9 protein-coding genes are annotated in these 16,452 nt (G+C 57.3%); 2 read left to right on the top strand and 7 right to left on the bottom strand.

The window, feature by feature from the left end; all coding sequences use genetic code 11:
* Window positions 1–57: 57 nt before the first annotated feature.
* Window positions 58–2,553 (top strand): YidC/Oxa1 family insertase periplasmic-domain containing protein, encoded by a 2,496-nt coding sequence (locus NB063_RS20315; RefSeq protein ID WP_250930600.1) that lies wholly within the window; start codon window positions 58–60, stop codon window positions 2,551–2,553.
* 225 nt (window positions 2,554–2,778) lie between these two features.
* The gene (aspS, locus tag NB063_RS20320; protein WP_250930601.1) at window positions 2,779–4,557 is read left to right on the top strand and encodes an aspartate--tRNA ligase; all 1,779 of its coding nucleotides are present in this window, start codon (window positions 2,779–2,781) and stop codon (window positions 4,555–4,557) included.
* A 149-nt stretch (window positions 4,558–4,706) separates the two neighbouring features.
* Here aspS and NB063_RS20325 read toward each other — a convergent pair whose 3' ends face one another.
* The 7 genes from NB063_RS20325 to NB063_RS20355 form a co-directional block, all read right to left on the bottom strand.
* Window positions 4,707–5,726: a Kelch repeat-containing protein gene (locus tag NB063_RS20325; protein ID WP_250930602.1), complete on the bottom strand. Its 1,020-nt coding sequence runs from the start codon at window positions 5,724–5,726 to the stop codon at window positions 4,707–4,709.
* Between the two features lie 134 nt (window positions 5,727–5,860).
* Window positions 5,861–8,521 (bottom strand): [protein-PII] uridylyltransferase, encoded by a 2,661-nt coding sequence (gene glnD / locus NB063_RS20330; protein WP_322975253.1) that lies wholly within the window; start codon window positions 8,519–8,521, stop codon window positions 5,861–5,863.
* An 88-nt stretch (window positions 8,522–8,609) separates the two neighbouring features.
* Window positions 8,610–8,948 (bottom strand): P-II family nitrogen regulator, encoded by a 339-nt coding sequence (locus tag NB063_RS20335; protein WP_008684605.1) that lies wholly within the window; start codon window positions 8,946–8,948, stop codon window positions 8,610–8,612.
* A gap of 355 nt (window positions 8,949–9,303) precedes the next feature.
* A complete protein-coding gene (gene ccsA / locus NB063_RS20340) occupies window positions 9,304–12,984 on the bottom strand; it encodes a cytochrome c biogenesis protein (RefSeq protein ID WP_250930604.1) in 3,681 nt (1,226 codons plus the stop codon).
* Window positions 12,985–13,041: 57 nt separating this feature from the next.
* Window positions 13,042–14,313, bottom strand: coding sequence for a hypothetical protein (locus tag NB063_RS20345; protein ID WP_250930605.1), 1,272 nt, complete (start codon window positions 14,311–14,313; stop codon window positions 13,042–13,044).
* A gap of 215 nt (window positions 14,314–14,528) precedes the next feature.
* Window positions 14,529–15,050, bottom strand: a complete 522-nt coding sequence (locus NB063_RS20350) for a CinA family protein (RefSeq protein ID WP_250930606.1) — start codon at window positions 15,048–15,050, stop codon at window positions 14,529–14,531.
* A complete protein-coding gene (locus NB063_RS20355; protein WP_250930607.1) occupies window positions 15,047–16,408 on the bottom strand; it encodes a hypothetical protein in 1,362 nt (453 codons plus the stop codon). The genes NB063_RS20350 and NB063_RS20355 overlap by 4 nt, the downstream gene beginning before the upstream one ends.
* Between the last annotated feature and the right edge of the window lie 44 nt (window positions 16,409–16,452).

A 16,452-nucleotide genomic window follows, 5' to 3' on the forward strand; every position in this document is an offset into this window, starting at 1 on the left:
GCCTCCAGGGGCCGATTGGCGCCCACCGTCCGCCCATCTCGATCGGCCAATAATTTCGTGGATCGTCGCTTTTCTTCATTCCTACTCGCCTCCACCGCGTTTTTCCTTATCTACATGTCGTTGCGGACAATGTTTGTCCCTCCGCAGCCGATTGCACTTCCGCCTGAGCCGGATGCGGTAGCCGAGGTCGAACCCGCGGAAATCGACATCGCTTCCTCGGATGCCATCGAGACCGCTTCGGACGGCGAAGACACCGACGAACCGATCACCCGCCCCGAGTCTCCGCAGTGGCGGACGCTCGGATCGATGGACCCGGCCAGCGGCCACCTGATGCTCGTCACGCTTAACAGCCGGGGCGCGGGTATCGAACGCATCGAAGTCACCGAACGCAAGAAAAATGGACGTCTGAAATACCGACGCGTGGACGTCCGCAGCGGATACATGGGCTATCTCGCGGCTGACGCGACGGCGACCACCGACGGCGTCGTCGTGAATGTCGTCGGCCCAGGAACGCCCATCGACAACGCCGTTTCAAAAGCCGCGAACGTCCCAAACGGTTTGAAACCCGGCGACAAAATCGTAGCGATCAACGGAGTCACGGTCAGCAACATTGTGATGCTGGAGAACTGGCTCGACGGAACCAAGCCTGACGACCTGGTCACGCTCGACGTGATTCGCGGACAAGGCTCGATCGTTCAGTTTGACGTCACGCTCACCGAACACCCGCTCGACCTCGTTCGCTTGGCCGATACCGCAGGCGATGACCAAATCGCTGGCAACCTGTCGCGTCTGTCATCGTTGCTCACCGTCAGCAAGGTAGGCCGACGTGAGATCGCTCCCGGCGAACGAACAATCGCTTCCTTAACCGACCCCACCCGGCTGATTTGGAACATTAACGAAGAAGGCGAGAACGCCGCCGATTCGGGCAAAGCCCAAACGCTGTCGTTTGAAGTCCAACTCAGCGAAAAAGAAATGCAAGCCGTCGGTGGCCATGCGATCGGACTGCAACGTTCTTACACGTTAACGCCGGGCAGTTTCGTACTCGACATGGATGTCCAAATCGACAACCGCGCCGAGGAGGCGCAAGAGCTCGCCTACCGACTCGAAGGCATCAACGGCGTGACCCTCGAGGGCTGGTGGTACAGCAACAAGATCAGCCCGAACTGGGGTGGCTCGGCGGCTCGCGATCTCGTTTACCAAACCACAGCTGAGGGTCATGAACTCGTTTCGGGTTACGGGCTTCTCAAACGGGCACGTAACGAAACGACCCCCGACGATCAGAACCTGTTTGCCCCCGACTCACAGGCTCCCGAACGCGATCTGTCTTATATCGGCATCGACGCGCAGTATTTCACAGTCGCTTACTTGCCCCAAGAAGGCAAAGAAACGCTCAACACGTACCGCCGCGCGATCGCATCTTTGGCGGCTGACCCCGACGCGATCCCCAAAAACAAAGAACGTGCCGTCAATACGACGTTCTATCTCGATAGCGCCGTCGTCGAGGTCCCAGCAGGCTCAAGTCTGAAACAGAGCCTGCGTTTGTTCGCCGGCCCCAAACAACCCGATCTGTTCGCACATTACGGCCTTGAAGACTGCATCTACTACGGTTGGTTCTCCTGGCCAGCCAAACTGCTCGGAAGGCTACTCCACGTGCTTTCCGGTGTCGGCAATTACGCGCTCGCAATTTTCTTGCTGACCGTGATCGTCCGCGGAGCCATGTTCCCGTTGTCTCGTAAAGCTGCCGTCAATGCACAGCGAATGCAAGAGCTCGCACCAGAGCTCAAGAAGATTTCGGAGCAGTACAAAGACGACATGGAGGGCCGGGTTCGCGCCCAACGAGAACTGCAACAGCGAGTCGGCTTTAACCCGATGTCAGGTTGCCTTCCGATGTTCTTGCAATTGCCGATCTTCATCGGGCTCTACCGCACCCTGTCGGTCGACATCGAACTTCGACAAGCCGCGTTCGCGTCCTGGACCACATGGGCATCCAACCTCGCCGCCCCCGACATGTTGTATTACTGGGGCGACTGGATGTGGGACTACATGGCCGGCCGGGGCACCGGTTGGCTCGGCCCGTACTTCAACATCCTGCCCGTCATCGTGATGGGATTGTTCTTGGCGCAACAAAAACTGTTCATGCCGCCTGCGACTGACGAACAGACCGCGATGACGCAAAAGATGATGAGCTACATGACGCTTATCATGGGTCTGTTCTTCTTCCGAGTCCCCGCTGGCCTGTGCATCTACTTCATCACGAGCAGTATCTGGGGCATCGGAGAGCGAATCCTGGTCAAGAAAACACTGCCCAAGTCGCCACACTTCGACAAAGCCGTCCTGGAAGGGAAGGTCAACCATCGCGGCGGCGGTGGAGGCGACGGAAAAGGCCCCGGTGGTGAGTTGGTCACACCCAAAAAACCGGTCAACTCGCCGACCGGCAGTGGCGGCGGAGAATCGTGGGCGGATCGCCTGCGGCAACGGATGAATCCGGAAGAGCCTGCCGCACCACTGCCCCGAGACCGAAAACGGCCCAAGCCTAACAAAAAACGCAATTAGTCGTTCCGCTCGCCGTTTCACTGAGACGCTTCACTGCGGCGAGTGCCGGAACCATTGCCGGCGGGCGAACCTTCACCGGGCCGCCCGCCACTCTTGCACTGCGAACGGCCCGTCACGGTTGTTTCTCACCCTCAATCATGCAGCCCGTTGCGGTTTATACGCCAGCGTTTATCTTACGCGTCGGCAATTCCAGTTCCTTTTCACATCGCCTTTGGTTCCCCTCCTGTGCTCCGTACCCACACCTGCGGCCAACTCCGTAAATCCGACGTCGGTTCACCTGTCACCCTCTGTGGCTGGGTCGAAAACAAACGCGACCACGGCGGTGCGGTATTCATCGACCTGCGAGACCGCTACGGACTGACACAAGTCGTCGTGGGACCGCCCGAAGCGAGCGCGGAACTGATCGACGCCGCCGGACACGTACCTAACGAGAGCGTGGTGCTGATCCGTGGCCTCGTTGCCGATCGTCTCGAAGGCAAGACGAACACCAAACTCGCGACCGGCGAAATCGAAGTCCGCAGCGAGCATTTCGAAATCCTCTCCGCCGCCCAAACGCCACCGTTCACCCCCGGCCAATCCGATCTGCCCGGTGAAGACCTGCGTTTGAAGTACCGTTATCTCGATTTGCGTCGGAAAGAAATGCAGCAAGCATTGATCCGCCGCAGCCAAATCATCAAATGCATGCGAGATTACTTCGCCGAACACGACTTCATTGACGTCGAAACCCCGATCCTGGGACGCAGCACGCCCGAGGGAGCTCGCGATTACCTCGTGCCCAGCCGCGTGCACCCGGGTCATTTTTACGCCCTCCCGCAATCGCCTCAGCTCTACAAACAGATCCTGATGGTCGCCGGCTTTGATCGTTACGTGCAAGTCGCGAAGTGCTTCCGTGACGAAGACCTGCGAGCGGACCGCCAACCTGAATTCACGCAGCTTGACCTCGAGATGTCGTTCATTGACGCCGACGACATCATGGCGTTGATCGATGGACTCGTCGCCCGAACCGCCAAACAGGTGCTCGGCAAAGACATCAAATTACCGTTGCCGCGGATGACATACGCCGAAGCCATGCGACGCTTCGGTAGCGATGCACCCGACTTGCGATTCGGTCTCGAAATCGTTGACGTGACGCCCGTCGCGGCAAAAACCGAATTCCGCGTTTTCCGGGGAACCGCAGACGCCGGAAACTTTGTTCGCGGGATCCGCGTTCCCGGTGCAGCCACGCAGTATTCCCGACGCCAAATTGACGAACTGACCGCCTACGTTCAACAAGATTTCGGTGCCAAAGGCCTCGCGTGGTTCCGTGTCGAAGACGACAAAACCCTGTGGAGTCCGATCGCCAAGAATTTCGAACCGGAACATCTCGAGGAAATCCGGGAACTGCTCGGCGGTGAGCCCGGCGACCTGCTGATGTTCCTTGCCGATACTTGGGAAGTCACGTGCAAAGGCCTCTCAGGTCTTCGCAAACGCCTCGCAGTGGAGATGAAGCTCTACTCGCCCGGCGAACTCAACTGCAGTTGGGTGACCGAGTTCCCGATGTTCGAACGCGACGAAGAGAGCGGCCGTTATGTCGCGATGCACCACCCGTTCACCGCACCGCTCGCCGAAGACCTGCCATACTTGGTTGATTCACCTGAAAAATGTCGTGCTCAAGCCTATGACTTGGTCATCAACGGAAGTGAAGCGGGTGGTGGCACGATTCGAATTCACGACAGCAAAGTGCAATCGCAAGTCTTCGAACTTCTCGGCATGGACGAAGCCACCGCAAAAGACCGATTCGGCTTCCTGCTCGACGCACTGCGTTTCGGTGCCCCACCGCACGGCGGGATCGCCCTCGGGGTCGACCGCTGGGTCATGCTGTTCGCCGGCTTGGAGAACATCCGCGAAGTCATCGCGTTCCCCAAAACACAGAGAGCTGCCGACCTGATGACACAAGCTCCTGGTGCCGTCGACGCAGACCAACTCAATGAATTGCAACTGCGAACGGTTTCGGTAAAGACCTAAACGTGTCCTGACCGAGCCAGCACCTTGCGATCAACGGATTGCAAATACCGACAAGCCGGGCGACTTCCCCGGCTTTTTTTCTGCGCTGCAGCGGACGTGCTCGATTCATTCCAGAGTACTGAAACGTTAACGGCAGCGTCGGAAGCAGCTCATTTTTTCAAACGCAGCGTCTCGGTCGTGTTGAGCTCAGGACCTCCGCCCCGGCCGCCACTGCCCGCACACGTATACAGTGCTCCGTCCCAGTAAACGATTCCTGTCCCGTGTCGCCCCACTGAAAACGTCGACATGGTTTCCCACTGCATCGACTCTGGATCAAACGACTCGATTTCAGAATACGCCTGCTTCTGCGTGCTGCTTTCACCGCCCGCGATCAAGAGCTTCCCTTCAAGCGACATCGCAAAACATCCCGCCCGAGGAGTTGGCAAATTGCCCTCCTCAGGGAGCGTTGACCAAGTCCCCGTCGAAATGTCAAAAACATCGACTTCGGGGATCGTCAACGAAAACACCTCTTTGCTGATCCCGGATGTTTTACGACCGCCCGCGGCGTACAGCTTTCCATCGACCACAGCGGCTTGAAAGTGATCCCGAACGCGTGGCGCATCCGGCAACTGCTGCCACTGTTTGGTCGCGAGATCAAACCGATCCAACCAATTCACCCAGCCATCCCAGTGGCCATTGCGAATCCCACACACCAAATACAAGCCACCATCGTGAATGACCGCACCCGCGCCTCCGCGTCGACGGTCCGTGGGGATGTCGCTGCCCCATGACCACTCGTCGGTCCTCGGATCATAGATCAGAATCCGATCAATCGGAGTCTCATGCGGGTACCGTCCCGTCATCGCGCCGGCGAGCCAGATGCGATGCTCCCACACCACCGGTTGAAAGTGATGGATTTCGATCGGAGGCTTCGCACCCTGCGTCCATGTATTGGTTTCCGGGTCAAAGATATCGACCGGGTTGAGACGCCGCCCGCCTAACAGATAAAAGCGACCTCCGCACTCCACGAAAGCGGCTTCATGCCGGGCGGTTGGTAAGCCTTCGGTGATCAACGGTTGCCATCGACGAGGCGTTTGCTCGTCGTCCGCATTGGCCATCCCCCACAACCCGAACATTGAAACCATCGAGACGACGACAACACACCAGCCCGCCGGGCAGCTCACTCTCATGCTAGCTCTCACTCAAAGAAAATCGAAACGGTGATCCATCATCTGGATCGATGATGATAGACCAAACACACGCGTCCGATTGAAAAACATGGCGACGACAGCAGATGCTTTTGCTCAGTCGCTTGTGCCGCCAACTATGAAGACTTCGTGCTCTTGTTGATCACCTCGAGAATCGCCTCGCGGATTTGATTCTGGTACGCCTCGTCAATGATCGGCTGGCCGGCGGCATCGGTGATGTAAAACACGTCGGCTATCTGATCCAAATGCGTATCGATTTTGGCAAACTGAATCGACACGTCGTTCGCGAACAAGACCATTCCGATTTCAGCCAACAATCCCAGTCGGTCATAGGTGAAAAGCGACAGAATGGTTTGATGATCAAATGTGTCGTTGTCGAAAATGATTTTCGTCGGCAACAGGTGCACGACTTCGGGTTCGTCACTTCCCTTGGTCTTCCAAACCCGTCGTGCCGCCGGCAGGGTGGACTCCGGTTCGTCGATCGCTTTGCGGATCACCTTGCAAACCTTTTGGATCCGATCCACCGGGGGTTGGTCGGCAAAGTCGGGATCACTCACCCAGAATGAGTCCCACAACAGATCCTCGCCGACGGTTTCGATGTTCGCGCGAAAAATCGTCAACCCACACGCAAAGAGCGCCCCCGTAATCCGGGCAAACGTACCGACGCGACGATCACCCTGGCGAACAACTACGTTGTAACGCACCGCACTGCCATCGGGCTCGATCACACCGGCGCAGTAACACCCCTTCTCCTCGCCGAGCCACTTACCAACCTGAATAAGCTCGTTTGCGATCTCATCACTCGCGCGATGCCGCAACAGCGACAACGGCAACTCACTAACCAGATCAACGACAGATCGACTACCACCCGCCGCTTCGATCAAACTGACGATTTCGGTGCGATGCAAATCCAGTTCAGGATCGTTTTCGCCGGGCAAGTTACCGGTTTCAAAATACCGACGCGTTCGAAGATACAGATCCTCGATCAGTTTCATCTTCCAATCGCTGAGCACGTCGGGTCCGACAGCGATCAGATCCGCCACGCTATGAACGAGCAACAATTCCAAGCGTCCGACCGAACCGACTTCGGCAGCAAAATCATGCACGACATCGGGATCGTTGAGATCATGCCGAAACGCAACGGTGTTCATCAGCAGGTGCTTGTGAATCAACCACTGCAGCGTTTCTTTCTGGTTGGCTTCGAGCTCGAGGGCATCGGCAACATCGCCCGCGATCCGACGTCCCACCTCGCTGTGATCTTCGTCGTACCCCTTGCCGAGATCGTGAATCAACAATGCCAAATGCAGCAGCGTCTTGTCTTTGATGCGGCGATATCGTCGCCCCATCGCAGTTTCTTCGTCCTCAAACTCGGTGGCCGCTTGCACGGCCCGGAGACAGTGGGCATCCACCGTAAATTGATGGTAGGCGTTGAACTGCAAAAGCCCTCGGCACCGCCGCATCGCCGGAATCAGTTGCTCGATCACCCGCAATTCATGCAACCGCCTGAGCAATGACGCCAACCGCCCGGGCTGACTCAGCAGCGCCAGGAAACTCTGCACGCTCTGTGGATCGGGCGGACTCAGTCGCCGATTCTGCATCGCCGTCCGAATCGCCTGCCACGTCGGGTGCGCGATTCGCCTGCGATTTTCATTGGCAAACTGCATCAGTCGCAATACATCAGGCAAACAGGTCGCAAACGCATCGAGCCGCTTAGGGATCACCCAGATATGAGTCGGCCCCATGCGGATCTTATCGTCGATCCGCCGTGACAACACACGTTCGAGCGCCATCGCGGTACGCGAACGGGCGCGGTGATCGTCATCAAAAAAAGCCGAGACATAACGCACGCCACGCGTGTGCTCGAAATAGTCCTGCATGAACTCCTCGACCGGCAGCACCCCGAGTTCACCGCGATACCCCCAATCGCGGGCGATCTCCATCTGCGTCGGTCGGTCCAACACGTCTTGGCTACGCTTCGCTCGGAAGTGCAACTCGTGACGCAGACGCAACATGAAACCGTGGGCACGCCGCAGCGTTTCGAGGTCATCACTCGACAACGCGCCAAGACTAAACAGTTGCGCCAAATCGGTTTCCCCGTGCGTGGCGAAGCCGAGCCAACGCACCAACTGAATGTCACGCAATCCGCCCCGGGAACGTTTGACATTGGGACGCAACAGATAGATCGTCTCGCCCCATTTCCGCCGCTCCTCGCGGCGCGTTTGGATTGCGTTCTGATTCAACGTTTTCCAACGTCGTTTCGCACCAGTGCGAAACGATTCATGAAACTTTCGAAAGGTCGTCTCGTCACCGCACAACAATCGCGACTCAGTCAACGACGTATAAATCTTGGGATCCGTCCACGCCAGCGAACAGGCTTCCGCAGGCGTTCGCACCGAGAACCCCACGTCCAAGCTCGCATCAGTCAAATCGCGGACCAGGGCACCAGCGACGGGCGCAGCACACGACGCACTACCCCGCGGCGTTAATAACATCAGGTCGGCATCACTGTACGGTGAAATATCCCGCCGCCCGTACCCCCCGTGGGCAACCAGCGCCAATTTTTCGGTGTGCAGGCTTTTGGCACCGCCGGTAAGAGCGTGCTGGAGCGCTTCCTCAAACACAGAACTAACGATCTGATCGTACAGATCGCTAAGTGCCGTCGCGGTCTGGAAACTAGGCAACCCGGTTCGAAATCGTGACTCGACTCGAGATCTTCCTTCGGAAAGTTGATCTCTATATCTCAGAGCTGATGAGGCTAAAGTGATTGACTTAGCCACAGTTTTTTGATCGGACAGCGTGAATTCCGGGTGCTCGGGGGGAGAATAGCGAGCCTACCAATCTACTCGAAAACGAGCCATTGGGTTTTTAGAGGGCCTCTTCGCCCCGTTCGCCCGTCCGGATCCGGACGGAGTCTTCCAGGTTGGTGACGAAGATTTTCCCGTCACCGATCTGGCCGGTCTGGGCGGTTTGCAAAATCGTGTCGATCACGGTTTGCAAATTGTCGCTCGTGCAAACGACCTCGATCTTGACTTTCGGCACGAAATCGATGGCATATTCGGTGCCGCGATAGATTTCCGTATGCCCTTTTTGACGACCAAAACCGCGTACTTCGCTAACGGTCATGCCGTGGATGCCTTGCTCAGTAAGTGCGTTTTTAACGTCTTCGAGCTTAAAGTGGCGAACGATGGCTTCGACTTTTTTCACGGCAGAGGGCTCCGGCGGATAAAACGAGTTTGCGTGAGACGATCCGGTTGATAGCGGCGTCATGCTGCAGTCGCCTCACAAACATTGCCAGGCGACCATTCCTGTGTCGTCATATTCTACACGCATGGACGGGCATTTCACCAGACGGGCAATCCAACCCGAATCATGGAAATCTGAACACGCCCACGCTCCACCGGGTAGTGAGCGTTCGGCGATGGAAATCGACGCACCATGCCCCGACCACCACCGAAAGCCGCCTATTAGGGATCGAAAGCCGCCACTCTCGAACAAGTGCCTGACCGCGTCGCCGACTCAGCTGCCACTCAACCGCGGTCGGCTCCCCAAATCACGAGGCTCATTCAGGGAGCACACCCTTCGAATTGCGACTGGGAACGAAAACGCCAGCGACGATAAAGGCCAGCTGCACGGCGAAAAACAGAGCCAACGCCTTGAGCATGCCTTCGGTGAATCCATAGCTATGCAGCCCGATCCCGAGTTCGTTCGTTCCGAACCAGCTCCACGCGGTGATGATGTTGCCACCAATCGCAAGAATCGCAAATCCCTTCGCCTTCACCATCCCGTCCCAACGGGCGTGCAACATTAGCGCGTTCCAAATCACGATCAGCAGAGCACCGTTCTCCTTCGGATCCCAACCCCAGAAACGTCCCCACGAGTCGTCTGCCCACAGGCCGCCGAGCACCGTGCCGACAAAACTGAACAGGATCCCAAAACACGACGCCCCGTAGATGACGCGGTACAAGTCGCGTTTCGCTCGATCGCTCGCACCGATCCAACCCGAAATCAGGTAACCGATGCCGAGCATTCCCGAAACCAACGTGGCGACGTATCCGAGGGCAACCGTGATCACGTGCGTCGACAACCAGAACTGCGTGTCGAGCACGGCCTGCAACACACCCATCGTTTCTGCTTGACCGACCGGCAGCGTGATATAGTCGGCCACCTGCAGGGTCATGAACCCGGCAAACGCGGCGAGCAGGTTACCAGTCCCGTAACGGAAAATCCGTTCGACGACTAATCCAAACAACGCCGCAGCCCAGCCGACAAAGATCGCCGACGAATAGAGATTGATCACCGGAGCCCGTCCAGTGATGTAAACCCGTGCCCCGATCACAATCGTATGCACGATGAACGCCACGGCAATCGTCCCCCACACCGCCGTGTTAAGACGAGGAGCATCGATCGCCATCGCGATCAGCCCGAGCACGAATGCGAGCGTGTAAATGACAATCGCAACATTCGTGGGACTGGCACCGCCGATCCAACGTTCCAACGAAACGGCGGTATGATCGTAACCGACAATCGGATACGACTGCACGCTCGCGAGATGCTTGTCAACGGCCGCGTTGAAGGCTGCCGCGTCTTCATTCCCATACGAACGAATCATCTCGCTAAACGTGCGAATGCCGGCGGGCGTTTCGTCTTCGTCCAAGCCGTTCTTTGCCATGTCAAAGAACGCCGGAGCAAACGGTATCCACTTCGGCTGATTCACCGTCGAACTAGCAGCCTCTTGGCCTGGCGGAATCAGCGATGGGGCCTTCATACTTGCCAGACTGTTCATTCGTTCTTCGAGTCGGCGAAGTGCAAAGAGCTGACGGGTCTGCTCGCTCGTTCCTTCGGGGAAAAAGTCCGCGGGGATCGCGTCAGGAATCGGCAGTCGGAATGCCGCCGCGGCAAGAGTGTACTGCCGCGTCCGCAAATCGAGCTCGATCAGCTTCTTGTCCTTGAAATCTTGCTCGCGGGTATCTTTCGCACCGGCCTCCCGCACCAACGTGGTGAATCGTTCGAGATTATCGCCAATGTCTTGCAGCGAATACAGTTTGCTCTCGCGTCGTTCGAGGTCGAGTTCGGCACGAATTTCTTCGGCGTCAATTCGAAACATCGGCAACCGGCGAATCTCTTCACTGTCAGTGGCGACTTCCATCAACCACTGAACCGCGGGCATTTTGCGAGTTTTCACCCGCTCTTGGATCTTCGATGGGGCACCAGTGACCGGCAACGAATCCTTGTTCGTCATCGCTTTGAGAGTTTGCCGTGCGTAGGCGTCGAGAGGCATGACGCGGCCACCAAACTGCACCGGGATTTTTCCCGCGGCGGCAAAATCAAACTTCGCGTCGCGTTCAGTCGGACGCCGCAAATTCTGCATCGATGAGGCGGGCAGCAATAAATACACGACCCCCAATACAACAGCGGAAACCCACAACACGATCGGCCACGACGGACGATCCTCCTTGACCACACGTTTCAATTCGGCATCGCGTGGCACACCCGAGAGTTCCTCTTCGCTAAATCGTCCGAACGGATCGGCTTCCATCGGCGACGCCGCGCTGCCACTCGTCTCACGTTTTCGACGAGCGATGAATCGGGTCAGTGTTCCCCAAAAGTGGACGAGCATCCCCAATGCCGTGATGCTGCAAGCAACGTACGGAATCAACCAACCGGAGTTACGCACAACCTGGATCCCGGTCAGCTCTTTCCCGCCTGGCAACTCGGTGTAATTGGACTGATAAAATGTTTCGCCTCGGTAACGCAACGGATTGTTCATCCAGACGCGTTCCTTCCGGTCATCGCCAGTCTCTTCATCGACGATGCGAATGAACGATGAGTAATCACGAGGCGTGTCCGACCCGCTCCAGTTCACGCGGCGAACATCATCGAGTTGCACCCAATACGGTTTCACTTCACGATGCAGACGCAAACCGAATTCATAGGTCGCGTCATCGACCGTGACCGAATCCATAATGTCCTTGCTCTTGCCGTCGGGAACCAAGATCGCACGATCATTCAAGGAGTGGCTGACGAGAAAGGTCCCCAGGGATTCCTTTGTGGCCGAGTTGATCAGTTCGATGTAGGCCGAAGGTGTGTTCATTTCCATCTTCGCACCACCGGACTTGTCGCGCGGCGCCGCAGCCACTTCGAGTCCAACGCCCTGCGTCGCGGGATTGTCTTCCTTCACATCCACGAGCGAGGAGTTTTCAAAAAACTCGATCACTCGCACGTCCACCGGCAGCGCCGGATCGCTGATCACGGCCTCACGATTAGCCGCATCCACCAATCGCTGTGACGGGATTGCGGTGACGGTTTGCACCTCATCTTCGGTGCGAATCAGTTGCAACTCGACTTGATCGAGATTGACAAAAGTATTCGTCGATTGGCCTTCGACCAAACTGAGTCGTTGTTCGGTCTGCCGGTCGCCAAACGCAAACTGGCCGACCATCAACAGCCCGACGCCGAGGTGCAACAACACGTTCCCGCCTTGTTTGCCAAACGCGATCTGGCACCCGAGTAGCATCACCAGCCCCGCGCCGAGCCCCTTGGCCAATTGCCAAACGATTCGCAAACCGGGATCACCAATTCGAAAACCCGTCACCAACGAAGCGATTACGGCGATCGCGAGCAACGCTGCCGTGATGTAACCGAGTCGTCGAAAGACGATCGTGCGGGCACTCGATGCGGCGACGCCACAGGCGACCGCGCCAACGGCCAAGGTCGCCATGATCAAAGCCCATAAACGCTCGTAACCGAGCCACTTAGGCGGCGTGCCCTGCAACCCGTCATCGTTGTGTCCGAGAAAGACAACCATCGCTGCGATCCCGATCCCCAATGCGAGAAACGCGAGCCCTGCGGCGAGTCGTCCACCGGTCGCCTGCAATCGAAACCGAGTAATCTTCGCTGCGATCAAGTTGACCATCAACAGCAACCCGATCAGAGCTCCACCCGTAAACGGGATCACACCGGGAATCGGCGTGTCATGACGATAGAACGCTTGCGGGAAAAAATCGTCGATATGCAGCGGTGCAATCCACGACAGGAAGTATCGCTCTTTCACCTCCTGCATGTTCATCTGGTCCTGCGCCAACGTCCCGACCAGAACCAACACAATGGACAACGCAAACAGCACCACGGTCATCTTCAGTGAACCGAGTGCGGCGAGCACACCATAAGCCGTCCGGCCCTGCTCAGATGTCGTCGATGACGAGGATGTATCAGCAGGAAAATTGGTAGTAACAGAAGCCATGATCGTTGAGGCCTGGAGGCGGGGGATTGAGGTAGGGTTTTGTGATGACGTTGGCCGTCAAAACTGAATGCTCTTCAAGAAGGCTTTCATCTGTTCGGCCTGTGCGTTGACCGTCTCAACCGGTCCGGTCATTTTCACGAACATGCTGAACCCTTCTTCGAGCGGGATGATCGTCGCGTCGATCGCGGTGGGTGCCGCATCGGCATCGTCGTTGGCGCCGCTAGCAGGGGGCAAAAGAACAAAACGCTGCGCCGGTCGCCCACTGACTTCGAGTTTCTCGGCGTCTTCCAGAGCCGCGTCAACTTCTTCGTCCGAAACTGCCGTTTGGCGAATTTGTCCCATCCAACGGGCAACGTTTCCTCGCAGGTCTCCGCCCGCGGTGATGATGGTGACCTCGGCAGCGCTGTCTTCAGGACCGGCGTTGAAAGCGGCCATCCGCATCATGCTCATTCGTCCCTCGCGCCAGCCCTCGGGTTGGTCGTATTTGAGTTTGGACTCAGCATCGTCGGCATCCGATGAATCGTCGTCCTTTTTCGCGGTCGCCTCTTTCGAGCCTTTTTTTGAACCTTTGGCTTTCGACCGCGCCGCGATCTCTTCGCGTGCCGACTGAGGCAATCCGGCGTGAGGGTCCGCCCCCGAATCCGCCGGCGGCATCGAACCGGCAAACGGACCGCCCCCGGCAAACGGAGCCCCACCCGCAAACGGAGCGCTGCCCATTGCCGGCGGACCTGCGTTCTCGGGACGACCGGTGATATCGACCCAAACCGCAGCCGCATCCTCCTCACCGGCGGCACTCGGATCGGCGTTCTCCCAATCCAATTCTTCGGCGCCTGACCATTTCTCATCGGAAGGGTCGAGCCCGACCTGTCCTCGCCACCGCACAACGTTGCTAGTCACCAACGCGTCCCAATCTTCCATCCGGGCGAGTTGCGAGATACTCAAGTCGAGCTGCTGCTCGGGCGTGTTGATATCGATCGACGCAAAACGCATCGCTCGGTTTCCGCCCCGTTTCCAATTCTCGGGAAGTTCGCCGATCACCGGTTCGCCGTCTTTAAATTCAATCTGCTCAACGAATTTGCGAAAATCATCGGCAACCCGGTCCACCGCCGAGACACGCCCCATGATTTTGAAGAACCACGCCTGCTTCTCTTGCGGCAGGATCGCGGCAACCATCCGCGTATCCTCCGTCGCCAGCGCCGCGGGTACCGCAGTCGGAATGCGATAAGTCACGATCGGCGCCTCTTCGGCACATCCTGACAGGAACAAACAGGCGGCAATGCCTCCAAGGACGCAAAACCGAGCAAGCGTTTTGGAAGAAATCAGATTCAACGAATCAAAAAGAGTAGACAATTGAACAGCACAGGGGAGGTAGGGGGAGGCTGAGGCGGGAGGTTTTACGGGCCGGAGCACGTGGCAGAGGGCTAGGTCAGTGAACCAACGCACCAGAATACCAAATGAGTCCGTTTAAACCTAACCGCTATGCAGGTTTCAACGCGACATCCATTGCAATTGTTCTCATCAAGCCATCCGGAATGGACGTTCCTTTACGAACCGACTCGCCCCACGGTTTCGTTGAGAATCCACCGAATCATGATTTCGGCGGCTTCGATCTGCCGTTCGATTCGCGTTTCGCTCGCGAGAACGAACTCCCGATTCGCGACCAATCGACCCTCACTCGCGCCTCTTTCGCGATTTGCCAACGAAACGAAAACATGTCCGTCGATCTCAAGAGGGGCTCCGGGACCGAGGTGTCCTGTAATTGCGGCGCCCCAATCGGCTTCCGACGTTCGTCGCAAAAGGCAGCCAGCCATTTCGTCGGTGGTCTGCCGGCTTTCCGCGGCAAACTGTCGCAGGGTGCCCGGGTCGACGCCGAGCCATTCGGATTTGGCAGACTCGCGATAGGTCACCGCACTACCGCAGAACACATCACTCGCCCCGGCAACCCGACCGATCATCGCCGCCGCCATGCCGCACGTGCAGCTTTCAGCGAGAGCGAGCCGCCACCCGGATTCTCGGAATCGGTCAACGAGCGTCGACGCATCTGCAAAAACACTCGGGACCGTCATGGTGACTCTGCCTCTTTTAACGCTTCGAGCAACAACTCGCGGGGAGTCTCCGCGAGGTTCTCATCATCGGTAAATTCAAACGCTTCGATCTGGCCAAGCAGGTTGTCACCCGGGTCCAATCCGCCAAGGAATGCGTCCCACTGAGTTCTCTCATCCGTGTCCAATCCCTGGAACCAAAAAACATACTGGGCGAGTTCCTCGCCCGACAACACGACCTTACCAAAAACCGCTTGTTGCATTTCTTCGTCGGGATTGCTCCATCCGGCGAACACCATCGCCGGTATGTTCACATCGTCGATCGAATCCGACCATGTCACCGCTTGTTGATCGTCATCCCAGTCCCCGTTGGTCGCATAAGGTTCGACGCCACAATCAATTTTAACCCGGACCGTCGTCCGCCCCGAATCGCTCTTGGGCAGCGTCGCCTGCAACGCATAACTGGTCAATAAACCGAGAGGATCAAACGGTTCGGGTTCTTCGCCGTCATCAACACTCGACGCGTGCTCCTGTTGGTGTCGCGTGAACTCACTTCGAAAAATTTCCGTTTCGCGAATGGATTCTCTCAGCGAAGTCGCCAGCCGCTCAGGATCGGCAAGGATCGCGACCGACTCACGTTCGGGCAATCCCAACTTACGCACGACGGTCTCATGCAGCAGTTCCGCGAGGCGTTGCGGGTCTTCGGACTGAAACGCACGCAGCACCTTGGGCACGTCTTGCCAAGAGATGTAATCGCGTTCGACGAGATACTGCATCATCCGAGCACTAAATCGCTCGAGCACCTTCTGCTCATCAAGGTCGCTGAGCATCGCGTGCGTCCAACAATACGTCGAGAAATTTTTGAGATCTCGCCGCAAGTCTTGGTCGACAAACGACTCAACACGCTCCCGAACCTCGGGTTGCGAAAATTCCGATCGCGACCAGTGCAACAACAGCGTGATGATATTGTCGACTGCTTGATGCCGCGCATCGATGGACGCCAGCAAATCATCATCACCGCGAAACCGCTCGCTATAAAACGATGTCGAACCGAGCGACGAATCGAAAAAAACATAACGCCCTGCACCTCCCACGTCGCCCGGCATGTTCTCACCGAACTGACCGACGAAAACGTGCCTGTCACCTTCAATGACGTCGTTTTTGGGATCGTAAAACTCACGCACCCGATCCAACTCGGCCTGAGGCAGCGGAGAGATCTTCGTATCATCCGAGCCAGTGGTTTCAGTCCATACCGTCAGGGTTCGCGTGATCGACGCCCCGTCGGGTTGAAGATGGATTTCATAAACCTTTTGAACGCAACCGGACAGCAGCAACGCCGCGAAACAAATCGCAACGAATGATCGGGAGGACTGACGACACATCGAATTCATCCTGGGGCAGTCGTGATGATGAAGCAGAATTCATT

The organism is Aporhodopirellula aestuarii, from assembly GCF_023701485.1.
GTDB lineage: Bacteria > Planctomycetota > Planctomycetia > Pirellulales > Pirellulaceae > Rhodopirellula > Rhodopirellula aestuarii.